At 58.2% G+C, this 21,415-nt stretch carries 20 protein-coding genes and 2 pseudogenes; 7 read left to right on the top strand and 15 right to left on the bottom strand.

What is annotated here, in order from left to right; translation table 11 throughout:
- Window positions 1-30: 30 nt before the first annotated feature.
- From I6F37_RS17250 to I6F37_RS17260, 3 genes are all read right to left on the bottom strand, one after another.
- Window positions 31-735, bottom strand: coding sequence for a hypothetical protein (locus I6F37_RS17250; RefSeq protein ID WP_225152103.1), 705 nt, complete (start codon window positions 733-735; stop codon window positions 31-33).
- 303 nt (window positions 736-1,038) lie between these two features.
- Window positions 1,039-2,418 carry an AAA family ATPase gene (locus I6F37_RS17255; protein WP_225152105.1) on the bottom strand — a complete coding sequence of 460 codons (1,380 nt, stop codon included), beginning with the start codon at window positions 2,416-2,418 and terminating at the stop codon, window positions 1,039-1,041.
- Between the two features lie 231 nt (window positions 2,419-2,649).
- Window positions 2,650-2,817, bottom strand: coding sequence for a hypothetical protein (locus I6F37_RS17260; protein WP_225152107.1), 168 nt, complete (start codon window positions 2,815-2,817; stop codon window positions 2,650-2,652).
- A gap of 314 nt (window positions 2,818-3,131) precedes the next feature.
- Here I6F37_RS17260 and I6F37_RS17265 point away from each other — a divergent pair, with 314 nt between their 5' ends.
- From I6F37_RS17265 to I6F37_RS17275, 3 genes and pseudogenes are all read left to right on the top strand, one after another.
- On the top strand, window positions 3,132-3,506 hold the full coding sequence (locus I6F37_RS17265; protein WP_225152109.1) for a cupin domain-containing protein: 375 nt from the start codon (window positions 3,132-3,134) through the stop codon (window positions 3,504-3,506).
- A 799-nt stretch (window positions 3,507-4,305) separates the two neighbouring features.
- Window positions 4,306-4,917 (top strand): annotated as a pseudogene (gmk, locus tag I6F37_RS17270) (guanylate kinase); the annotation flags it as partial.
- A 618-nt stretch (window positions 4,918-5,535) separates the two neighbouring features.
- Window positions 5,536-6,405 (top strand): hypothetical protein, encoded by an 870-nt coding sequence (locus I6F37_RS17275; RefSeq protein WP_225152111.1) that lies wholly within the window; start codon window positions 5,536-5,538, stop codon window positions 6,403-6,405.
- Here I6F37_RS17275 and I6F37_RS17280 read toward each other — a convergent pair.
- The 10 genes from I6F37_RS17280 to I6F37_RS17325 form a co-directional block, all read right to left on the bottom strand.
- Window positions 6,402-6,794, bottom strand: a complete 393-nt coding sequence (locus I6F37_RS17280) for a hypothetical protein (RefSeq protein ID WP_225152112.1) — start codon at window positions 6,792-6,794, stop codon at window positions 6,402-6,404. The genes I6F37_RS17275 and I6F37_RS17280 overlap by 4 nt on opposite strands.
- A 133-nt stretch (window positions 6,795-6,927) precedes the next feature.
- Window positions 6,928-7,128, bottom strand: coding sequence for a hypothetical protein (locus tag I6F37_RS17285; RefSeq protein WP_225152114.1), 201 nt, complete (start codon window positions 7,126-7,128; stop codon window positions 6,928-6,930).
- A gap of 620 nt (window positions 7,129-7,748) precedes the next feature.
- Window positions 7,749-8,321 (bottom strand): HK97 family phage prohead protease, encoded by a 573-nt coding sequence (locus tag I6F37_RS17290; protein WP_225152116.1) that lies wholly within the window; start codon window positions 8,319-8,321, stop codon window positions 7,749-7,751.
- Window positions 8,322-8,779: 458 nt separating this feature from the next.
- Entirely contained in the window at window positions 8,780-9,070 is a 291-nt protein-coding gene (locus I6F37_RS17295) for a hypothetical protein (protein ID WP_225152118.1), read from the bottom strand.
- Window positions 9,070-9,603 (bottom strand): hypothetical protein, encoded by a 534-nt coding sequence (locus I6F37_RS17300; RefSeq protein ID WP_225152119.1) that lies wholly within the window; start codon window positions 9,601-9,603, stop codon window positions 9,070-9,072. Before I6F37_RS17300 ends, I6F37_RS17295 begins: the two co-directional genes overlap by 1 nt.
- Before the next feature lie 484 nt (window positions 9,604-10,087).
- Window positions 10,088-10,363 carry a hypothetical protein gene (locus tag I6F37_RS17305; RefSeq protein WP_225152121.1) on the bottom strand — a complete coding sequence of 92 codons (276 nt, stop codon included), beginning with the start codon at window positions 10,361-10,363 and terminating at the stop codon, window positions 10,088-10,090.
- A gap of 860 nt (window positions 10,364-11,223) precedes the next feature.
- Window positions 11,224-11,565 (bottom strand): hypothetical protein, encoded by a 342-nt coding sequence (locus I6F37_RS17310; protein WP_225152123.1) that lies wholly within the window; start codon window positions 11,563-11,565, stop codon window positions 11,224-11,226.
- Window positions 11,555-11,962: a hypothetical protein gene (locus I6F37_RS17315; RefSeq protein ID WP_225152125.1), complete on the bottom strand. Its 408-nt coding sequence runs from the start codon at window positions 11,960-11,962 to the stop codon at window positions 11,555-11,557. The genes I6F37_RS17310 and I6F37_RS17315 overlap by 11 nt, the downstream gene beginning before the upstream one ends.
- Before the next feature lie 109 nt (window positions 11,963-12,071).
- Complete coding sequence (locus I6F37_RS17320; RefSeq protein ID WP_225152127.1) at window positions 12,072-12,257, bottom strand: hypothetical protein; 186 nt, start codon at window positions 12,255-12,257, stop codon at window positions 12,072-12,074.
- Window positions 12,258-13,398: 1,141 nt separating this feature from the next.
- Window positions 13,399-13,821: a hypothetical protein gene (locus I6F37_RS17325; RefSeq protein WP_225152129.1), complete on the bottom strand. Its 423-nt coding sequence runs from the start codon at window positions 13,819-13,821 to the stop codon at window positions 13,399-13,401.
- Between the two features lie 175 nt (window positions 13,822-13,996).
- On the opposite strand from I6F37_RS17325, the gene I6F37_RS17330 reads away from it, so the two are divergent.
- The 4 genes from I6F37_RS17330 (at window position 13,997) to I6F37_RS17345 (ending at window position 16,854) form a co-directional block, all read left to right on the top strand.
- Window positions 13,997-14,560: a hypothetical protein gene (locus I6F37_RS17330; RefSeq protein WP_225152131.1), complete on the top strand. Its 564-nt coding sequence runs from the start codon at window positions 13,997-13,999 to the stop codon at window positions 14,558-14,560.
- Between the two features lie 304 nt (window positions 14,561-14,864).
- Window positions 14,865-15,245 carry a hypothetical protein gene (locus I6F37_RS17335; protein WP_225152133.1) on the top strand — a complete coding sequence of 127 codons (381 nt, stop codon included), beginning with the start codon at window positions 14,865-14,867 and terminating at the stop codon, window positions 15,243-15,245.
- Between the two features lie 99 nt (window positions 15,246-15,344).
- Window positions 15,345-15,614 carry a hypothetical protein gene (locus I6F37_RS17340; protein WP_225152134.1) on the top strand — a complete coding sequence of 90 codons (270 nt, stop codon included), beginning with the start codon at window positions 15,345-15,347 and terminating at the stop codon, window positions 15,612-15,614.
- 955 nt (window positions 15,615-16,569) lie between these two features.
- Window positions 16,570-16,854: a hypothetical protein gene (locus I6F37_RS17345; protein WP_225152136.1), complete on the top strand. Its 285-nt coding sequence runs from the start codon at window positions 16,570-16,572 to the stop codon at window positions 16,852-16,854.
- A gap of 1,289 nt (window positions 16,855-18,143) precedes the next feature.
- Here the strand turns inward: I6F37_RS17345 and I6F37_RS45550 are convergent.
- A pseudogene (locus I6F37_RS45550) lies at window positions 18,144-18,317 on the bottom strand (ATP-binding cassette domain-containing protein); the annotation flags it as partial.
- A 9-nt stretch (window positions 18,318-18,326) separates the two neighbouring features.
- Window positions 18,327-21,332 carry a DNA/RNA non-specific endonuclease gene (locus I6F37_RS17355; RefSeq protein ID WP_225152138.1) on the bottom strand — a complete coding sequence of 1,002 codons (3,006 nt, stop codon included), beginning with the start codon at window positions 21,330-21,332 and terminating at the stop codon, window positions 18,327-18,329.
- Window positions 21,333-21,415 lie beyond the last annotated feature (83 nt).

Raw genomic sequence — 21,415 nt, forward strand, 5'->3', positions numbered from 1 at the left:
GTGAAGGCGAGTGAACGTCGCCTTCTGGCTTTAAGCCGCCACCCTCTCACTGCCTGCGATAGCCGCGTTCATCGCCACCACCGCCGCGCGGACCTCCTTACCGGCCATCCGAACCGCATACTGCCCGCTGAGTCCCAGATACTCACCAATCTCCGCGAGTGTGCTGTCGGATGTCGCCATGTCCAAGATCCTGGTCACCTTGTGGCCTAGGCGGGCACGCAGCTTCTCGGTGTCCAACACGCGCGCCAACTCTGCTTGAGCGTCGGGCATCTCAGCGTCCCAATTTTCGGTGTCGGCCTTCTCGCTTTTCCGCTGGCGCACCCCTCCAAACTCAGCGTCCGGGGTCGTCCACTGGTGCCCAGACCAAACCTTCACAAGCCGATTACCCACCCAGCGGGTCATGCCGTGTTCGTAGGCATAGATCAGCTGCTTGGCCGAAACATCGACCAGCTCGCGATCGAGGTTCGGAGCGACCGACTGCTCGCCGGCCTCGATGTCCTCATCATCGGGCTCGTTATCGTTCGCAGCGAAACGCGGCGGCTCGTTCAGCGTGCGCCAGAGCCGGAGGCCCGTGAACGTCGTTTCGTCCTTCTCGCGCTTGGCCCACGTCTCGACCGGACTGACCTCGCGGTGGGCGGCATGCGTGGCTGGTGCGGAGGCAAGCCAAGCGCGCCGGGCTGCAAGGTCGGTGAAGTCGCTGGCCTGTATAGGGCCATTCTCGTTTGCTGGGTTCATGGTACCTCAACGTGATGTGCTGATTGATGGCCGTCTGTGCGGCCTGGTGTGATTTTCTTGAAACTTACGGAATGACGCGTGCAAGGGGGCCGCCCGGTGATAATCGCGGCCGATCTGAGGGATTGCGGTGGCCCCTCGCCCGGGGGCTGTTTTGCGCCAGTGCTCTGCTTCTAAACGATCCACACTGGCGCACCGCACCAGATGTGCCAGTCCCCCAAGGGTGGTACTGGCGCACTGGCGCAGGTGCAAAAGGGGAAATTATTGGCGCACTGGCGCAGGTACTGGCGCAAGCACTGGCGCAAACTATTCCGCCCCAGGGCGAACCACGTTTTTCGTGTGACGGCGGTGGTCTTCCTCCTCCCTGACCACAAGGGTTCCGTCTGCAATCAGGCCACCAAGTATCTTCGCCGCCAAATCGCGGTCGTCCTTGTCTTCACGGTTAAGTCCGAGCGCGTCCATCAAATGGAAGCCGGCCCAGTTACCTGAGTTTCTCGCGAGTAAGCCGGTCTGATTTTTCAGCCTGACCAGAATGTTCTCCATCTGGTTTGGCGTCACATCGCCGACTGCCTTTTCTGCGGTCTCCGCCTTCGAAGGGAAACGCCAAGGCGTCACAACGCCCACATGGTCCTGAGGCTTCTGCAGGCCATCACTGTTGCCTAGACCCACGCTTTCCAACCTACGCCAATCGCGTCGATTGTCCTGCTTGATCATGTTGGCTTTGCCGCTGATGACGTAGAAGTGGCTAGAGGCCTCTTGCGGAGGCACGCCAGCCTCCTTGGCTTGGTCAGCCGACATTCGGTTCAAGAGCCGCACGGAGCGCGCGGCGCCGATGAGGGCAATGGCTCCCCGCGCATCGTCGATTGTGGCTTCCTTGCTGTCGTTCAATTTGCGCAGATGGTGGACCAGCTCGATTGAACAATTGGTACGATCGGCGATCTGGCCCCATAACTTGGCAACCCTATCAATTGCGCCATTGTCGTTTTCGTTAACGCGGTGCGTCGAGACGAACGGGTCGACGATCATGGCGTCGATTCCGTTGGTCACGATGTGCTCAACCACAGCCTCCACCACGGGCTGGCGGAGATCGATGCCTCTCCTGGTTTCCTCGACAATGACAAGTTCCTGCTCTCGGCCGACGTCCAGGAAAAGACCAGCAATGTCTTCCGGCTTCAATTTGTAATGAAGGCGAGCAGCTTCGATCCGCCGAGTCATCTCGTCGCGCGGGTCTTCACCATTGAATAGCGCGACCCGTAGTCGCCCTGACAGCCCGCCATCGCTATCGTGCGATAGAAGGGGTCTTCCAGAGACCATGGCGAGCGCTTCGACGATGCTATTCGATGTCTTACCGAGGCCACCCGGCGATACTGTTACCGACACATACTTGCGGATGTAGTGCCGCGCAAACAGCCAATCGCGGCGAGGCAGTTTGGCGGGTTCCTGTGGAAGGTATGGCGTGAGAGCAAAGGCAGGCTTTCCGGTCGCGCCCGCATCTTTATCGTTTGCCGAAGATGCCTCCGCCTCGACGATCTCGCGCGCGGCAATCGATTGCCTAACAATCTGGAGTATCTCCGGATCCATCTCTTCAAAGATGGGCTCTGCCGTCATGCCGATTGGCGGCAGCGTCGTAGGATCTTTGAAAACGAACGGGGTCGCGGTGAAGGATTTAGCTGGCAGCGCAGACATTGTGCGAAGGTCCATTCATGGTCAAAAACTGAGTTGTTGCGTTGGCAATCGCGTTGACCGCGTCGCGATCAAATGCGCAGGTGCGGCCGTGCTCGTTGCTGAGTCCGAACACTCTGTACGATCCATCTGGCGCGCGAGATACGCGCAGGCCGTACAGCCTTACCCCGGGCGACGTCTCGACATCGACGTGCCCGATTATCGGTGCTCGCCCTGGTCGGACCGACAATATCCTCAAGTATTGTTCCTTTCCTCGGTGCGCCGCGCGATGCCGTAGATCACGCGCTCACCGTCGATCGCGTAAAACGCACGCTCCTCTCGGACGACGACGCGCTCATGCAATTGATCATGCGGTTGATAGCGTTGCTTCCAATCGGCAACGATTTGCTGGCCGAGCGTCATTCGTGGGCTCCGTTGGGTTCTATTGGATAGTGGGCGCGGCGCCCGAAAATACTAAATGGGGCGCCCTCAAAAACGGCAGCAGAGAGCTAGGAAGCCAGCGCGAGTCCGGTAAAGGGCTGGTCACGAAGAATGTCCAATCTCAGCCTTCACTGCCTCGTGAATTGCCCTCCACCTTAGCGAGCATAGGGTTTACGACCGCCCATGTGGTGGTCCCGATATTGGCAAAGCAGCTTTCTAAATGGCCGTTGCGTCGCGACGGTACTGAATGAGCCATTTAACAGCGCCAAACGGCGCGCATTTTCAGGGAGTGTGACATGCTCCGCTTAGCTGCCGTTCTTTTTTTCGCCGCCCTCACCTTCGGCGCTCAAGCCCAGACAAATCGCCAAGAATTGAAGCGCGCCGATCTCACCGGTACGAACATGGAAATCATCGTCAGCGTCGTTGACGTGCCACCCGGGAACGGCCTTCCTCGCCACACTCACCACGGCGAAGAGGCAGTGTACGTGCTCGATGGCGCAACACTCGCGCTCCCGGATGGCAAAGAGATTCAATTTCCCACTGGTGCGGCAGTAATCAACGTCCGCGATGTGCCGCATGCAGGTTTCAAAATTGCCGGTGACAAGACCCTGAAGATGCTGACCGTCCACATAATCGACAAGGGCAAGCCCATGATGGAGCTGGCTCAGTAACGCCCGCTACAAGAACAAACGGCCGCAGGCGCTGCCCTGAGACAATTCCTGCGGCCGGGTGCCGCGACGTTCCGCACGATCGGCGCGGCTCAGGATAGTAGCATGAACGGCTGCGCCGACGTGAGTTGGGCGCAGGTTCACATGAGCGAACGGCCCCAGCTTTGGCGGCGGCTGGGGCCGTTTGAATTACTCCGACACGCAGGGGGATACGGAGCCGGAGCGAAGCACCAATCCCGTCGCTTGCCGGTCGTTCCTGGGACTGGATTGAGGCCACAAATCAGGCGCCGATACTTCTAGGTGTTCCGCTTATAAATACACGCCTAGGGAACAAATGCTGACCTATTATCATCCACGCGTGTTCTCATCCGGAGAACTACGGGGAATTAACAACTTTAAAGCGATTTATTTGGTTGTGCGGTTGTGTTTTTGGCCCAAGTTGAACCACCCTCCGCTCCCCCCAGCCCGGTTAGGCAATCACGGAATTTCCCTATGGGAAGCAAAAGCCGGAAAACTGCCTAACCTTGGCATCAAGCTATTGAATAGCTTGATTTCCATCAGTCCTGCCGGGATCGCCAGAAAAATCAATCGTTTAGCTGGCTACTCTCTCCTCAAATCGTGTTGCGCCTGTTGCGCAAAATTCCCCAATAGTTCCAACGATTACCAACAACTCCCGGCTACTCGGCGCGACACGAAGCGCGATATGGGCTGTGAATAGGTCGGATAGAGCAAAAGCGGCGCCCTGCGTGCGCATGGACCGTGTCACCATTAGCCGTTGATTCGAGCTAGAGCGATCCAGGGGATGGCGGTGCAGGACGAAGACGGCATTGAGCGGCGCGGGCTGATGTTCGTGCTGTCGGCGCCTCCGGGTGCCGGCGCGACTACGCTGTCACGCCTCCTGATTGAGCGCACGCCGGGTCTGCGGATGTCGGTCTCGGTGACAACACGGGCTATGCGTCCCGGCGAGGTGGAGGGTCGGGATTATCTGTTCGTCGATAAGGCGCGCTTCGAGGACCTGGTCAAGCGCGATGAGCTTCTGGAATGGGCGACCGTGTTCGGGAATCGTTACGGCACGCCGCGCGCCCCCGTCGAGGCGGCACTGTCGGCAGGAGAGGACGTACTGTTCGACATTGATTGGCAGGGCACGCAGCAGCTACGCGAAAAAGCGCGCGCCGACGTGGTCAGCGTTTTCATCCTGCCGCCCTCTCTGGCCGACCTCGAAAAGCGGATGCTTTCACGCGCGCAGGACTCCCGTGACGTGATCCGGCGCCGCATGGGCCGCGCCAGCCACGAGATGAGCCATTGGGCCGAGTACGACTACGTCGTCATGAACGAGGATATCGACGCTGCCTTTGCCGAAGTGCATTCGATCCTTAGGGCAGAGCGGCTTAAGCGCGAACGGCGCTTTGGGCTGCCCAATCGCATCAGAACCGCGATCGAAATTTGGTCCACGTCAGGCAACCAAGATTTGACCGCGGCAGACGACAATAACCAGCCTTCGCCTCCCACAGAGCCGCGTAACGAGGCGCTTTCCCCGGACAGTTCAACTCCAAACGCGGAACGCTCTGATACCCAATTGCGGGAGTCCGCCTTTGAGTTGCTGCAAGCGCGTGTCGCTCTGTTGGAAGCTGCGCTAGCGACTCGACCGCCCGGAATGGGTCACAACCGGGGCCCGAATATCAACGATGAACTGAGTGTGGACGAAGCCGAAATTGAAACCTTCATTTCGCGCTTACGAGACCAGCGAGCCGCTGCACCAGTTGACCTGCCGGAGCTGATCGAAGCGGCGCAAGTCGCCGACCCTGCCGTCAATAAATGGCGAGAGCGATCAGATGAGTTTGCTAAGGGTGCATTGAAGGGCGCAGGATTCGTGGCCGGGAAGGTAGTAGCAGAGAAGCTGGCGCAGGCTGCGTGGGTTCAGTCTGTTTATTCTGCGCTTCAAGGTGTGTTTGAAAGTCTCATGCACTGGCTAACCTTTTTCTAGTACTGAGACTGCGTGAAATGATGGCTCGCCACTGAATGGGAATCTCGCATGTCAGGCACTAAACCCGTTGGCCAACGGTTCTCTCATGTCTATCTTCGCAAGGACGAACTGTTGCAGGACAGCCCGCGCGCACGCCGTCGAATTGCAGCCTGGCTCATCGAGTGCGAGGACGCTCGATCGAAAGAGGGAAGCGACTTAGGAAGCTTTCTTGTCGCAGAGTTGGGCGTCGATGTCGTGTACCAGTATGGATACGATTGGAAAGCAACTCTCGAAGGATTCGGCACAGTTGATTTCCTTGACACAATTTCGCTGATTTATCGGTACTTCACTCAGCAGCGCACCAGCCCAAGAGGAATGCGCGATCCCAGTGCGAACGAAAAATTTCTGGCGATATGTCGACGCATCTTTAGCGAAGAATCTCTGTCCTACACCATTGATGATGCCGGTGGCGTGCACTTCAAAGTCGACGCAGAATTCGCCACCAACATCAACGCTACCATCGCTGCGATTAACGGTCCAAGATATGGGAATGTCCGCGCCGAGTTTGACAAAGGCACATCAGCACTCTCGGGTGCGATTCCTGATGGGAAGGAAGGCATAAGAGGAGTCTTCGGAGCTGCAGAATCTCTTTATCGGCTAATCTTTCCCAAGGCTTCTAAATTGACGTCTGCCGACGCTTCGAAGCAATTACAGTCTGCCGCGCAGTCAATGTACTCGTCCGATGCCGTAGCACAAAGAGCTGCTAGCAAAATGGTCAGTGCGTTCGCTGACTGGGTCGATGCCTGTCACAACTATCGACATGAGCACGGTGTCGAGGAGCCGTCACAACCGCCCCTGGATCTCGCGATTGAGATGATAGGCACCGGAGCTGGTTTCGTCCGATGGCTGGTAAGATTTGATAAGAGCCCAGGCTCTTAAATCAACAATTCCTGCCGTATGATTATGTTCTGCGGTCCGCTCAACTCGGTGAGCGCCCACACCAGCGCGTCGACCCGGTCCGGCGAGTAGCCTACCTTCCCGCGGTCGAAATCCGAAGTGAACGCGCACATCTGATCTTCGAGCACATCGAACCCGCCCACGTGATGAACCTTACGCTGCTCGTACAACGCGGCGATCGGCTCAGCGCGCACCACTTTGCCACGGCTCGCGTGCACGGCTTTGAAGCTCACCCCATGGTCCAGCGCGCGAATAGTCGCCTCCACCATTGCGCCGCCGTTGTTCCGGTCCGCCTTGTGACGCCGGCATGCGGCAATCGCCACTGCCGCCCACTCATGCGGTGCGTAGCGGCCCGAGCAATCCTCCAGCACGTAGATTTTTCATCTCTCGTCACGCCGGCAACGATGATGCCGGTTTCGTCCGAGCCCTCATTGTTGGAAACGGCCGGGTCGATCGCCACGACAATGCGGCGTAGCTCGGGCGCGGCGGACACGCGATCGCGATCTAGCCAGTCCAGTTGCCACAGCGCGCCGGGACGGCGTCAAGAAATGCTTGAACCTGATAGCTCTCCATCTCATGGCCATCGCCGCGGACACCGAAATCGCGATTGGCGAAGATCGGATCGAACCTGCCCCGAATAATGGGAGGTGTGGGAATCCCCTTATAGATGCCGCTGCGGAAGATGCCGGCGGAATATTCAGACATCAAAAGTCTCCTAGTTTAAGCCTTGTGGATTTGTCTCCCACGTTCTCAGGGAGGAACTCTCCATGAGCGCCGCACGCGGGCAAAGCTCCGACGCTGCGACAGAATGAGAATTTCGGGAACGGCGCGTCGTCTCGACTGACGCAAGGTATTTCGACCCGTTCCTCGCGGCGATAGCTAAGGCATGAGAGAGCTTGAGAGCCTGTTCCGCTGTGACCTCAAAATGAACGCCGACAACGCTCGAATTGCTATCGGGGACGACATCAAGTGTACGTTTGCGGCGGCCGGCATCGTGATTTCGATGATGATCGCGGCTATTACGGCCGCCGCAGGTCGTACGGCCACGATCAGTATGGACGCAGCACGATCCAAATTGCTATCGCCGCGGCGGCTATGTCTGCTGACGCTAGTTGGCCGATTCATCGGTTGGCCTCAGAAAGACTCGGAGCGCCCCGGCGTTGATCAGAACGAGGCTGGCGATGAACGCTTGCACACAAGCCGCAAGAAACACGTTCGTCTCACGGCCCCGCAGCGTTCATGCCACTTTTTCCGCTGCAAGATTGCAGCATGTGCCGCCGGTATTGAAAGCCCCGGTCCCACCGATGAACCAAAAACCGGCAGCGTCAGCTATCACTACTCGATTTATCTACCTCGGAGGACAATTGCACCTTGCGCCACCGACCGACCAGAGCGAGAATTCCCCGCATCCGCTGCGACGCCTCCATACGGCGTCGGGCTGCATCGTTGTTGCTCAATGCCCGGCTGATCTGAGCGGAGGTGTCCTTGCCATACGCCCCCCAAAGAACGAGGCTGATCTGGTAGAGCCGGGCTTCGGTGATAAGCCGTTTCGGAATGTCGCCGCTATCGTCCCACTCCTCCACCACTGGAGTAAATGAAACGCTCACCTCATTGACCGTGCCGTTGCCGACAGTCGCCAACGCCTCTTGACCGAGCGGTGCAGCGGGATCTGGTGTCAGCGCATAATATAACCCCGCATTGTCCGAGCGCAGTTTAAGGCTGCCGTTGCTGATACGCCCCAGCGGCCGGCTTGGATCGTGGCTCCAGAGCGCGGCAACATCTGGGTTTTGCGCGAGATGCTTATCGAATGCCCCGCGCGCGAAACGTTCTTCGAAGAGCCCCGCGATGATAGCGGGTCGATTCCACGAAATGGCAAAGCCTGAGATAGTTTCAGCCATTGCGTTGCGTTACCCGCAATCTCTTCTCGCGCTTGGCTTGCATTAGCTTGCGCTTAACGGCTGGTGAGTCCGAGCATTCGGAATGCCGGCTTTCACCAGGCATCTTCACGCGGCGCCGTACTGGCTTCCTATCCGCGACGTCGGAGGTGCGCTCTGAACCATTAGAAATTATGACCAGCCTCCGCACATTCCCTCAAAAAGCTGGAAACTTTGCCGTCACGCCGATCGCCCAAGAAGTACGCGCGAACGGGACGTAAAGACCAGGACTCACATCTTCCCGATCCATATCGTCAGGCAGCGTATCATGCTCTTTGGCGTGCAGCTTCCAAAGCGCGCGCGGCCTCGCATACAGCGCCAAGACGTCGTTGATATTCGTGTCGCACCGTGTCGCAGACGACCTTGCTGGCGATGTTGCGTGCTTCGTCGACTCCGGCGACGGTAGCACTTCCAGAGCGTCCTCAATGTTGGACATTCTCTTTAGTGACTTCGCGCAACTGCAGCGACAACTCGGATATGCTCCCTTCCGGGGATTCGCCAAGCAACCTGGCTACATCAGCCCTCAGGCGTTCCCCGCCGGCCGCCTTAGCTCTTTCGATTTCGTGATGCAGCTTAGAACGTTCCGCATTAAGCCCGCGGTAGCGCTCGTTTAGCTCATCTCGTTTTTCGAGTAGCGCAGCATAAGATGCATCACTCTCCGCGAGGCTTGGAATGCGGAATTCTTCGGCCGGTCTCTTCTTCAAAATTGCCACTAAAATAGATCCTTCACCAAATTCACAAACGCCTCACCCTTGACCACGCCAGCGATGCGATGCGGTGCCTGTTGGTGAGACGCAAGGGCGCCGGGCAAAACGAAACGGGTTACGGCACCTTCCGGTGTATGCACGGAGAACCCGCGCCAGAAGTGCTCAAATTCAAAACGATGGCCGCGGACGTCCTGGATTGCTTCAGGCGAACCACCGACAGCCACTTCTGATTGGACCTCCAGATATTCCAGCGCAGAGCGCGGAATGCTGGTCGGCGCATCGTCAGACAACACCGCGCCACCCGGAGTCATCGCTGCGTAGGCCCGCGCATGGTCCGGGGCTTCGTGCAGCTTCGGTGCACTCATCAGGACCGCGAGCAGCAAACAGACGTCGCGCTGTTCGAGTTCTGGGGCGTAGCCTGGGCCGCCCAAGGGCAGCAGTTCGGCCTCCTGCAACCGCCGAGCGACGCTATATCCGCGCGATCGGGGGAAGCCGATATGTCGCTCGATCGCATCGAGCACAGCGTTCAACGTGGCCAATTGGCCATCCTCCATAAATGTTATGTTGCGATTGTTCGGGGAAATAAAAAGCAGCCAAACGGCTCACGGCTCTAAGGCCGAAAAAGATGGCGACGCCGGTAGTGGGGCCGGCGCGCGCCAAAGTCTGCACGTCACGTCAGGCCACAATTTGTGGCCTTCAAGATAATACGCTAGCTCAAGAACTTCACACCGAGACGGCGCGCATCGCGCCACACAACCGAGCAATCAATATCCAAGCCAGCACCTGGAACACGCAGACCAAAGGCCGCGGGCACGAAAGGCGCGTTATCAACTTGGACTATTGCAGAGCAATCCGTGAGGTGGCGTACCTTACACCGCACGGGACTACCGTCGACCAACATCTGTGCAGCATAGACATTGCGTCGCCGCTCGTTCGCCACGTCTCGCCCTCTCCCCCGTTATAGCGCGGGGGATATTGATCAGCGATTCCAGTCTCAAATGAGGCTAGACCATGGTTTCATTGCTAGGCCGCGTTCTTCGCCAATGCAGCCAACGCCGCATCCTGCGCCTTGACCGCCCGCCTCTCCCCAGACTTGCCGTCACCCCAGCCGTTCGCGGCGGCAATCTCGCGCGCCGTCATACCCGCAATCGACATGTCCAGCACCTTGGCATGCTCGCTCAGGGCGGCATCAATACGCGGTGCGTTAATGGCCTCCACGATCTGCCATTCGACTGCATCAGGCGCGCCGACAAACGAGCCTTTCGCGGCGGTCGGATTCGAGTGCACCCGATAGGCCAAGAACTCTGCCCCGTGCGCTATCGCGGTCCTGTACTGGGCAGGCGAGAGGCTGGGTACAGGCCAGCATTGCCCCACGCATCCTCAAGGGTGTGCCGTCCGCCCAGGCCCATACGGTCGATCTCTGCGCGCCTGTTGTCGCTGCACGCGGATAGTGTCTGCGCCCAGTGAGCCGCACGCTGGCGCCGGTAATCCTCGCCCACGGAGCCACGTTCCACGTAACCAGGACGCTCCGGGAATGTGCCCGTCCCCGGGATGGCGAGGTGGCGTTCATTATCAGCCTGCCGCTCTCCGTCGGTCTTGCGCCGGCTACCCTTCGGCTGCCGAAACAGTTCCGCAGCATCATGCCATCTCTCATCAGATCCGCGCCACTCTGCAATCTGGCCCTTGGCATCGAGGCGCAGCCGTGCACGCGTCGGTGCATCCATCTCCGGCCCCGTAATAGGCCCATATCCAACGCGCGCGGCGATGGCGTCATCCACTGCCAGACGCACCATTTCGTCAGGGCTGGGCCTCGCTTCCATCACTCGATCTGGCAACGGCGCGCCGCCTACCTCTGGGAGGTTGCCGTCCGCAGAGAGCCACGTCGGGACGACGGCAACGGTGCCATGGTCGATGAGGCGCTTAACGTCCTCATGCCGGCCTGCGCGAGAGAGACGGATGGCGAGCGGCGGTGCCGCTGTAGTGCGCGTGTTGTCGTTTGCTGGTTTATTCACGTGAGTGCACCCATAATGGGTTTTCGTTTTCGCCGCTTCAGCGGTCTTGGTGTGGCCGATCCGGCTGCACACATTTGGAAATCGCCCCCAGGCCCAAAGAGATCAGGCACTTGGCTGCGGAAATGCGGCTGAAGGAAATCGCCCCGGTCAGGCTGCCTGCTCCTCAGGCCGAGCGGCAAACGTGTCACGGGATATTATGAACGACTTACCATGCAGATCTGACGAGTCATTTACTTCGTCGATAATGCCGCAAGCGTCGATAAGCCGCGCGAAGTGCTCCTGGCCAGCTTCCTGAATCGAGGCACTGTGTCCCTCTATGAGGACGGCAACGCCTCCCCGGTCGGTCTGCAACTGCAGCCAACGATCACCGCCCCGCGCAACAATGGCGCTCTCAACGATCGTCAGCGGCACGCCCCGAGGCGCGTCGTATTCAATCGCGGATTGCTGAAGGCGCCGGGCTGCTTCAGCGATTGCGAAGTTATCTGGCACGTGTTTCCTGCGCACGTCTACTATGGCCGTCTGTCTTAGAGTCAGCCGGTAATTGTAAGTAGGATTCACTATCAAAAGTGCATGAGGTTAGGTGCAAACCTCCTGCAAAATTGACAGAGGCACCTCCTGCATTTTCGACAGTAGCAAACTCACCAGCGGTGTTTTCACCTCCAGCAAAATCGACAGAGGTGGGATACTGTTTTGCTGTCGCCCAGGAAGGCACGTATTCAGTCGTACGGCCACTGACGACGCGCCTCGTCACGAAGCCCCAGTCTGCCAGTTCGCGGCAGGTCTTGACGACCGTTCTGTCGTTCATGCGGGTGGCGCGCTTGATGTAGTTGATGCTGGCACGACCATTCCCAAAATCACGCCGGAATGCCTGGACAATGACCAGCATCGCGCTCACGTGGCGCGGCTTCGTTCGCGGGTCATATTGGACGCGAAAGACGGGCCACCACTGGGAGAGAAGGCTTGCCGGCTTAGTCTTTCGGCCGTCTTCGCTGCCTTCAGCCAACGCGCAACGCTCCGTCCACCGCAGCCCTCACCTTCAGAAGCCATTCTTTCGGCTTTTCGGCAACCGGCACCCTACGCCAATCCGGCTCATCGTCACGGCCATGGTAGGTCTTAATGGTGAAGTCGCGCCCACCCGTGTAGTAGACGTCGTCGATGTAGCTGCCATCCCGGAAAACCATCTGTGCCTACTGCTTTAGGACCCCATACCAATTAGTGCGCTTGGCTGGGTAAAATACTAAATGGGCACCTCCCAAAATCTGCGGGAGCTAGGATCCACCGCTGGCCCGGTAAACGACCTCTCGAAAAAACGGCCCCAGCCGTCTTGGCAGCGGCCGGGGCCGTTGGACTTACTCCGGGCCACGGGGGGCATGGAGCCGGAGCACAGCACCAATCCCGTCGCTTGCTGGTAGTTCCTGGACTGTCCAAGGGGTTGAGGCCGCCCAGCTCCAGCTGGCATTACCTCTACGTGTTCCGCTTATAAATACACGCATGAGGAACAAACGCTGACCTATTTAATTTCCACGAGGTCTCATCCGGAGAACAAACGGGATACACAACTTAACAAGCGAATTAAATGGTTGCGCCGGTTGTGTTTCGTCCCTGCGGGCCCACGGCCGCTCCCCACAAACCAGGGTTAGGCAATCACCAAACTTCACTATGAGAAGCAATGGCCGAAAAACTGCCTAACCTTGGCATTAAGCCATTGAATTAGCTGAGTTCAATCAGTCCTGCCGGGATCGCCACTTCATCTACCCGCTCCGGTTTTTTCAATGGCTTGCTGGTCGCTTTGGCTCACCTGGTTCGAAGGTGAGCCAAAGCCTGTTCCTGAAATGAGCCGTGCTGCGTTCGTTGCCATCTTCTTTCGATTTGCGGCTCTCGTATAAACCTGTGCCTGCGAGATCGACGTCCAAGCCGAACCAGCTCATGAGCTCATGATCCGTTGCGCCCTGCTCGCGAAATAGGTTGCGGCTGCTTTGCGGAGCCCGTGAGACGTACAGCGCACAGGTAACTTTGCCTCTCGACAAACTTCGCGAAACCAGTTGCCGAAGCCCGCAGGTGTGAATGGCTTGCCTTGTGCGGCTATCAGGAATGTCAAATGATTGCTAGCCGGCATGGCATCGATCGCACCCTACAAGCGCGGCGTGACGGTCACATAGAACGGAACGTCCGTCTTCTGGCGCGTCATCGACATTTGCCCGCTGCGGATGTGCTGCCGCCCCATCCGGACCACGTCGCATCGGGACTGACCAGCCTGCAAGAGCAGTTCATAGGCCAACCGCGCGTGTGCCGATCGCTTGGTGCTTCTCGAACTGCTCGCACTCAGATGTCTTCCATGGGTGATGTCCGGTGCTCTTCTTCCCCTTGGCCAGCTTTAGTCCGAGAAGCGGGTCCACTTTGATCATGCCGAGCGAGAGGCAGTGATCGATGAAGCCGCGCATTGCCTTCTTGAAGTTGCGCTGGGCTGCCGGTGTCTTTTTGTTGATGGTGTTCTGTAGAGCCGTAGTGTGCAGCAGCGCGATGCGCTTGTCGCCGTGATTTTTCCCGGAACGTCTCGAGGATCGCGCGCCTGTTCTGCTGAGTCGTCTTTGCGAGCCCGTCAGTGAACGCGGTGTCTTGATAGTAGCTCACCAGCGCCGCGTTGACGGTGCCCGGCAGCGTACGGCTGGCGCCAATCGAGGGCGGCGCAGCCTCCCCCGCCTTCGCGGCCTCATATTCGGCGAGGAATTCGGGCGAGCCCGGCAAGCCGTGCAGCCGGACCTTCGGGAGGCTTGGTCGTCGAAGATAAAAGAAGGGCTTGCCGTGCTAGGTCAAGGCAATATCCGGTACGAGAAAATCACGCGGCCGCCCCGCCACAGGCGCCGAGTCCGTGCACCTCCGCATTCTGCCAGATCACTCCGCGCCAATTGACGAGTGGATAATGAGGCAGGGCGAGCCAGATCTCTCGAAGCCGGAGGCTATCCGCCGCCTGCTTGAGCAGGCCCTGAAGCAGCAGCCGAAGGGAAGAAGAAATGACCACCGGAACGAAGAAGCCAAAGCGCCCCAAGATCCCGACGCTGAAGCCACTTGTACCGATGTTGCCGCCTCGGGTGCCGACGCTGAAGCCGCCGCGCAAGAAGTCGAAGCCGCGCGCGACGGTGCTCTAATCGTGACGACAAAGCGAAAGATCCCGCTTGGCGCAAAGGTCATCATGGGCTGGTGGATCATCGTGATCGTGTTCGGCCTCTTCGGCAATTCTTGGATAGCGCTCAAAGCGCTCGAGGCGAACAACGTCATGGGTTTCTTGATCTTTAGCGCTAGGAATCGGGTGCGGCGTGCTCTGCTATCGTACTTACCAGGGCTGGGACGAATTCCTCGGTGGTTGGTAAGATGGCTAAGGCTGATCCCGGCAAGGATCGCCCTGCCATCGCCCTGGTGCCACACAGGCCCGGCAAGGCCTTTGGCGGGAGTTGTCAAGCTCCGCCTATCATCTCACCTGATTTGAGTTAAGAAATGCCCCCTCGCGGGCGGTGGTTTGCGGGGATACCTCGGCCAGGCCGGCTTGCACGCCCCGCCGCAAATTCCAACGCTGCCCCGATCTCCCGGAGAGGCGGCGGTGCACCTAAAATCTGCGGTCAGAAGTCTTGCTCGTGGTGATCGCCTGAAGGCGTGGATGGTACGTGCCGGCCGGTCGCCGTCCGGTGCCTTGTGGACGAGGGAAGAGGACGCGATCGTACGGTCCCTTTATCCCGATCATCAGCTACTGCGCGCAACGTTACGCGCGATCCACTCAAGCGATATTTCACCGCGTGTCCAAGCTGGGTCTCAGTCGCAAATGCCATTTCCGGACCGCAGCCGAGGTCAGCCGGCTGAGGCGAATGTACCCGCACAAATTGTTTGATGAACTGAAGCTCGCCTTTCCGGGGTCCAATAAAATGCGGCTTCGCAAGAAGGCCAACAGCCTCGGCATTACGAAGGCGCGCAAGCCGTTTGCGACCACCGGTGAGGTGATCGATTGCATCCGAGCCAGAGCTTTTCAGCTCCGCCTCACGATGGTCGACGTCGATAGCATGGCGAGGACCGGCATCTACTTCTCCCGAAGTCAGTGGCGCGGTCATGCGCTGAACCGTCGTAAGATTCTGCGCGCAATTGAGGCGCTCGACCGTGATGTCACGGTGAAGTGGCGCTGAGCAGCCGCGCCGGATTCCTGTGAATATCCTCGCGTGTTAACCCAGCGCGGTTTTGACGGTGCCATGCTTCAAACCGTCCGCGATTCGAGGAATTTGAGAATGGCTGAAGTACCCGATCACCTCGACCCGACTGACGGTCTTACAAACGCGAAGATCCGTTTTGCTGGCCTGGACCTTTGGGAGTCTGGAGAGCAGATCATCCGCTTCGAAATTGACGATGAAAGCCGACACCGCGTCGGAACGTTCTCAATTGAGGTTGGAAGTCGACCAGGGGCAACGGCGACATGGTCATTCTTGCGCCAATGGCTCCACGTGATCGATAAGATGGAGCAGTTCTATCGACGTCAGTCTTCGCGACGAGGGGACTGAAAGTGGCGATGCGAACCACGGAAGCCTATGTCTGCGAGTGCGGACATCAGGGCCACGTCGTCTGCCGCGAAAACGATGCGCCTTACAGTTCGCTTTGGGAAAGCTACTCTCTCGACGGTTTCGAAGGGGGAAAGCTGACCATCACGAACTACAAAGATATGCCGGCCGACATCATGAAAGCTCTCAACGCTCGCTGTCCCTCTTGCGGAAGAACTGAAGGATTAAAGTACGTGCCGCCTGCGAAGACATAGGACAGCAACATGATTGAATATGTGACCGCGCTCTACCTCACCGCGGCTGTCTGCGCATCCACTCCCGGGGGTTGGGTCTTGCCGCCAGGCCAAGGCTACAGTTCTCTGTCTCCATCGCAATGGCCGAACTGGTGCGTCATGAACACCGGCATGTCGAGATCAGGCGCGATGCTGTCCTACAAATCGCCAACGCAACCGCAACTTTTGATGGGGCCCGGCGTCAAGCCTTGTGGTCTCCCTCGGGGGCGCAAGGATCCTCTGCCTATGAGTTGACCTTGCTTACCTGAACCACGTCGCCTTTAAGATTGAACCGCGCCCCCCTTACGGCAACACCGCGACGACGCATTCCGCGACCGCGGTTGGCTGAACCGTCCGCATCGGTGTTCGCGACGCGCTCCCAGCAGCAGCGTTGTTGATGGTGATGCCGGTTGTGTTTGCGTTGACGGAAATGCCTATGGTCCCGGCCACGCCGAACGCGCCGCCACCAGCGACGCCGCTTAAGGGCGCCTAGCGTTGGCCCGCTATAAAAAGTGACACATTCGCGCGTGTTTCGACCTTGGTCCGAGCTCACTCTTATCGCTCGATTTCGGCGCACGGCTCAACACGCGCGATGATTTTAGGCGTGTGTGATCGGGATTCCGCCGCCAACTCGCGGTGCGCGTGTGGTACGGCGCTCTGACAGTCTTACTTGAAGGAAATCGGCAATGGGCGTCTATTTGGTCACTTGGGATCTAAACAAACACAAGCCGAACTATGCGCAGGCGCGACAGAACCTGATCGATCACATGTCGCACTACCCACATATTAAAGATGAGGGTCTCGACTCGGTATGGTTCCTCCAGTCCGCCTCCACAGCCGACACGCTGGATTCTGACATCCGGCGATACATGGATAACAACGACAGGCTGATGGTCACGAAACTGGTGAATGGTCAGCATCAAGGCTGGTTGTCCCAAAAGGTCTGGGACTGGATCAACGCCCGCGTCTAACTGAAGGGCATACGCTGTGTTACCGTTCATCCTACTTTTGCGATTTGAAGGATTAATATGACCGATTCTGATTTCGACGATGCCCCGCAGTGGTATTGGGCAGCGGACAGCGGCCGTGGATTAGATATAGAGACCTTTGAAGTGATCGGTTTGTGATCGCAAGTGGTCAGCGAGAGTTATGGGCGCGCGTTCGTCGTGAGGTCGATCCGCGTAGCAACTGCGCCTGGAGTGCTTTCGGGTCTTTTGACGGCAAGACAACCCTCGCCGACTGCATGAGGGTGTTCCTGGAAGCCCGTGAAGTTTACCGCGTTTCCTTCAACAGACTTGTGCTGGAGTTCGCGCTCGTGCCTTCTTTCGCGAAGTTCATAAAAGACAATCCGTCCGACTTGGGAAACCCAATTTCCAATCCGATAGGTAAGGGCCCGCTCCCACGATCAGCTTACGATAGCAAGGTCGAGCGTCAGCTTGGTCAACGCATCGGCGACACGTGGGTCTGAAATGGCACCACCAGCAGGCGCAAATCCGAGGTCGTAACACAAAGTACGAAAATGAGTTCATGGGACGGACTTAGCCCTGGCCAATTCCTGGCGCGGGTAGCTTTTTCACTCGCTGCTACGGCCGCCGTAGTCGCCGTGACTTTCTTCGCAATCCGCTACATGGCGGACTTTCATCGATAATCACAGCAGGCGCACAGATCAAACATCGCGTTTTGACGCCCCAAATCGATAATACGCGCAACAAACGCCACGAAAGAAGCCAGATCAAACGCCGAATTTAGGCGCCCTTGCGGGATGCATTAATCGGTTTTCATTGAACGCTGCGATTTAGCCCTGAACGAGGGGAACTCACTTTCGGCGGCCTGGTACTGTCCGTATTTGGACCCCTAGTGTCCTAGTTTGTTCTGCGTGGTGCCCTAATTTCTTAAAATGTAGTATTTTGTCGATACTATTGAGAGGAGCGACGCATGCGAAATATCAATCTGCTTGAGGTTTGCATCCCTCGTCCTATTAACTACTCCGTGTCACTTGCTATGCTGCTGGCCCTCTTGGCCTTAGGAACTGTGACTAGTTGTTCGGACTCCGGCCCGTCTTACTCTGGACCATATGACGACAGCCAAGGCGGCTCTGGCGGAGCGATCGAATTTCGCAGCTGGAACTAAAGGCGTTTGAGGCCGCCTCGGTAGGCGGCCTCTTTCACTCGACCCGCGTGCCGTCAACGGAGACAGTAGAGGGCGTGGGGCCGTACAACTCCAACATCACACGTGGGTCCCCTAGGCTGCACACCTGCCGCATCGCTTCCAGCTGGCGGTGCATGTCCAGTGCACTGGTTGGTTCATCCAACAGGAGAATCTGCGGTTCGCGTACGAGACATTGGGCAAGCCCGACGAGCTGACGTTGTCCCCCGCTCAGCTCGGACAAGATTTCATTGGCAAGATCCCCGATATCGAGTGCTGCCAGCCAGGCCTTGCTGCCCTAACCCTCTTCTTCGTTCGTCGTATTGAGCTGGCCCGACCACTCGCAGAACGCCTTGCTGCCGAGGAGATAGAGGATGAGAATTAGGGCTGCGATGACGGGCGCCCCCAGCATACCCAACGCCGGAATCAACTGCACGAGGTAGGCTCCGAGTGTTAGCCCCCCGGCCCCGACCACGGTTTCTGGCGTCGGTGCTTTGCCGAGCTTTCCGATCTTCTTGAAGGCCTGGTCGATCATCTTTCGAATTTTGGGATCACCGCAAATATAGCCGCGCATCGCCCGCATCAATAAAGCGAAAAATCCGGATTCATGATGTGCCTGCAGCGCGAGTTGATAGGAATCACTGGTCATCATACCTTGCTTCGACAGCTCTCCACGCAACCATTCCAAGCGCTTCAAAGCCTCGGGGTGAGTCTTGGCCGCCGCTTCGAAATCCTGTTGTGGCTTCAGTTCCCAGCTTCGATATGCCGAGGTGCGAAGAGATTTTTCCTTCAGCTCTGATGGGGTTGCAAAGGGCTCTTTGAGCACCACTCCCACCAGGCGTCCCAGACGCCGAGCTGCTCTTTCCTTGTCCTTTTCGTCAACGATCTCCTGCAGAGTTTGGTGGTATTCTACCCTCGCCAATTGATCGAGTTGGACGACCCCACCTTGGATGTCAATGGCCTCGCTGAGAGCGTCATTGCGAACGTTGGTTGTCAGTGTCGCGGCAACGGCCGTTGAGGTTGGCATGTCAGATCGGATTAGGATATCCGAGACACGTGTGATCTCAATGCCCTCTTCGTCCAGACTCTCTTCTGCGCCGCGTGACAACATCTGGTCCCATCCGGTCACCGGACCGAAGCTGATGTCGAGATCGCTTTCGATCTGGCTGATGCGCTTCTGCCGTATCGAGAATCGGCCCGGATCGATGGCTTCCTCGGACAAGTTCTCGATCAGGTCACGCTGGCTGAGAACGAATCCGATCGCACCGGGAAGCTCGTTCCGGTCGCGCCAGATCACGATTTTAAAGAATGCCCAGGGGACGCGAGCATCGTCCAATTTCTTGTCCCGGTGTCCGAAAATGGGGCCGTTGAAGACCGACAAGCGCGTTCTTTGCTGGCCGCCCTGCTCCGAGATGAAGTTCTCCAGGTCGCCCCACAGATCGAGATCTGCGCCAGTGAAATCGGTCGACCGATTGAGCAGATAGTGTTGCGGCGCGGCATTTGTGTAGTGGAAAGTATCCCAATTCGCTGCCAGGGCATCCTCCTTGTCGCTGCCCCACGCGGCGTCGTCACGCCGAGTAAGATGCCCTTTGTCGTAGTCATTATCGTCGTAGTAGCTCGCCCCGAGCTGGTCTTGCGGATCGATACGTGGATCAAGCCGCCAAGACTGACCGCCTTCGTCCCGCGAAACTGACTCTGGTGGATTGAAGTTCACGTTGCATGCGGACACATAGGCAATGCGCCGTCGCTCGTTCATGATGATACTAAAGCGGTGGTAGCGAAGTTCGATCGTATCGCGCGGTCGCGCAGGCCGAGGCACGCGCAACGCATGCCCAAAACGCGGATGCGCCTTCATGGTTGGAAACGGGACGTTTACCCCGAGGAACCGCCGATCGTAGCCTTCACGGTCGGCATACTCCTCCGGCTCGAGCTTTTCTTCCAGAATTTCACCGCGAAAGCTTGGAACCCGCACAGGCGCTGATGGAATTGCCGTTCCTGCATGCGGTTGACGTGCCTCACCAATAGCCAAGGAAATACGCAATGGGATCTCAAGTTCGAGCGCCGTTCGAACAGATGGTTGGATCGCTGCAACTTGCTCGCGTTGAGGCCGGGCGGGCGCGCGGCGGCCGACCGGCTCGTTGGCTTTGCGTAGCTCGATGGCTTCCTTGCGCGCGTCCAAAGGCGGCGGCGTCTTGTTCAACACAGGCGCCAGCAGTGCCTTTTGCTCGCTTGAAAGCTGTACCTGGCTGAGCTCGGCGATGAGTGACGAGACGCGGACCCCCTCGTTCGCGCGCCAGGCAATGTCGGCGGAAGACTGCGTCGTCTCGTCCCAGACCTTGCCTTCCTTATCGAGCCAACGCCCGCCCGCATCCTCGACGGGGACACCCGTATGGTGAAGGGCGACAACCTCCCACTGATCGTTGAGGACCGGCGACCCCGACGAACCCTTTTCGGTGTCAGCCTCGTAGTGAAGAAATGGGCCAAGAGAGTTGGCTTCCTGGCTGCTCGTCGAAAGGTCAAGAAGCCGGTTATCGCGAACGACAACCTCCTTCTCGCGGCCGAGAGGATGCTGGATGATATTGACGAAGTCATCCGGTGTTACCGTGATCTTTCCCTGAGCCTCGTTCAGAGTAAGCCAGCCATACTGGTCGATCCCGGCGCCCTGATTGCTCCTCGGCGCTACGGCTACGATCGCAAAGTCCAGGCTTCGATTATTGAGGAACAATCGGTCCGGCTCGAAGGCGAAGAGTTGCGGTTGAGGATTTGGCGCGAAGCGATTTTGTTCATAGTCCATCTGAATGAAGCAAGTCGCGGCCTGCTCTTGCGTACGAAGCACGTGCTCATTTGTCAGAACAACACCGTTGCCAATGAGAAAGCCCGTCCCGCGCGCTCGAAGGCCTCCGCCCGTATCGATGAGAATGCGGCCGACGCGCCGGCTTGCTTGTATGCCGCGAGCCAGGAACTCGACAGACAAGAAGTTGCGCACGCCAAGCACGACTTCCTGAACGAGTTGTTCGTTGAGATCTTCAGCGGCGAGCGGCGTTGGGCGACTAATCAAGTTTTGAAGCGTCGGGTTGTCAGGGAGGCGACCATCGCTTACGCCCTTTCGTACTTGGTCAATCAATCTATTCAAGCGAAGGGCGACGCGCGGCGGCGTATCGGCAGCGAGCGCACGTCCTTCCTCGACGGCTATGGCTTTTTGCTCGCGGACTGCGGTGCGCTCCCGCCATCGTTTGGCAGCTTCTGCTGCCCGCTCCAGAAAGACGGAATTGAAGCCAGGATCATTATCCATTTCTGCGGTCATGGTGATCGTCCTAAAGGTCAGAATACGTTTGAGAGAAGGAGCTTCGCGAGGGACCCCGTGCAAACGATACCCTCGTCTCAGCT

Origin of the sequence: Bradyrhizobium sp. NBAIM08 (genome assembly GCF_020193935.1) — a bacterium.
In the GTDB taxonomy this organism is placed as follows: domain Bacteria; phylum Pseudomonadota; class Alphaproteobacteria; order Rhizobiales; family Xanthobacteraceae; genus Bradyrhizobium; species Bradyrhizobium yuanmingense.

Coding starts and splice junctions, on each gene's coding strand:
- I6F37_RS17265 (WP_225152109.1), top strand. CDS start 3,132: ATGCTCCGCTTAGCTGCCGTTCTTTTTTTCGCCGCCCTCACCTTCGGC.
- I6F37_RS17250 (WP_225152103.1), bottom strand. CDS start 735: ATGAACCCAGCAAACGAGAATGGCCCTATACAGGCCAGCGACTTCACC.
- I6F37_RS17275 (WP_225152111.1), top strand. CDS start 5,536: ATGTCAGGCACTAAACCCGTTGGCCAACGGTTCTCTCATGTCTATCTT.
- I6F37_RS17320 (WP_225152127.1), bottom strand. CDS start 12,257: ATGGTTTTCCGGGATGGCAGCTACATCGACGACGTCTACTACACGGGT.
- I6F37_RS17315 (WP_225152125.1), bottom strand. CDS start 11,962: ATGCTGGTCATTGTCCAGGCATTCCGGCGTGATTTTGGGAATGGTCGT.
- I6F37_RS17355 (WP_225152138.1), bottom strand. CDS start 21,332: ATGACCGCAGAAATGGATAATGATCCTGGCTTCAATTCCGTCTTTCTG.
- I6F37_RS17330 (WP_225152131.1), top strand. CDS start 13,997: ATGAGGCAGGGCGAGCCAGATCTCTCGAAGCCGGAGGCTATCCGCCGC.
- I6F37_RS17340 (WP_225152134.1), top strand. CDS start 15,345: ATGGCTGAAGTACCCGATCACCTCGACCCGACTGACGGTCTTACAAAC.
- I6F37_RS17285 (WP_225152114.1), bottom strand. CDS start 7,128: ATGTCTGAATATTCCGCCGGCATCTTCCGCAGCGGCATCTATAAGGGG.
- I6F37_RS17255 (WP_225152105.1), bottom strand. CDS start 2,418: ATGTCTGCGCTGCCAGCTAAATCCTTCACCGCGACCCCGTTCGTTTTC.
- I6F37_RS17345 (WP_225152136.1), top strand. CDS start 16,570: ATGGGCGTCTATTTGGTCACTTGGGATCTAAACAAACACAAGCCGAAC.
- I6F37_RS17290 (WP_225152116.1), bottom strand. CDS start 8,321: ATGGCTGAAACTATCTCAGGCTTTGCCATTTCGTGGAATCGACCCGCT.
- I6F37_RS17260 (WP_225152107.1), bottom strand. CDS start 2,817: ATGACGCTCGGCCAGCAAATCGTTGCCGATTGGAAGCAACGCTATCAA.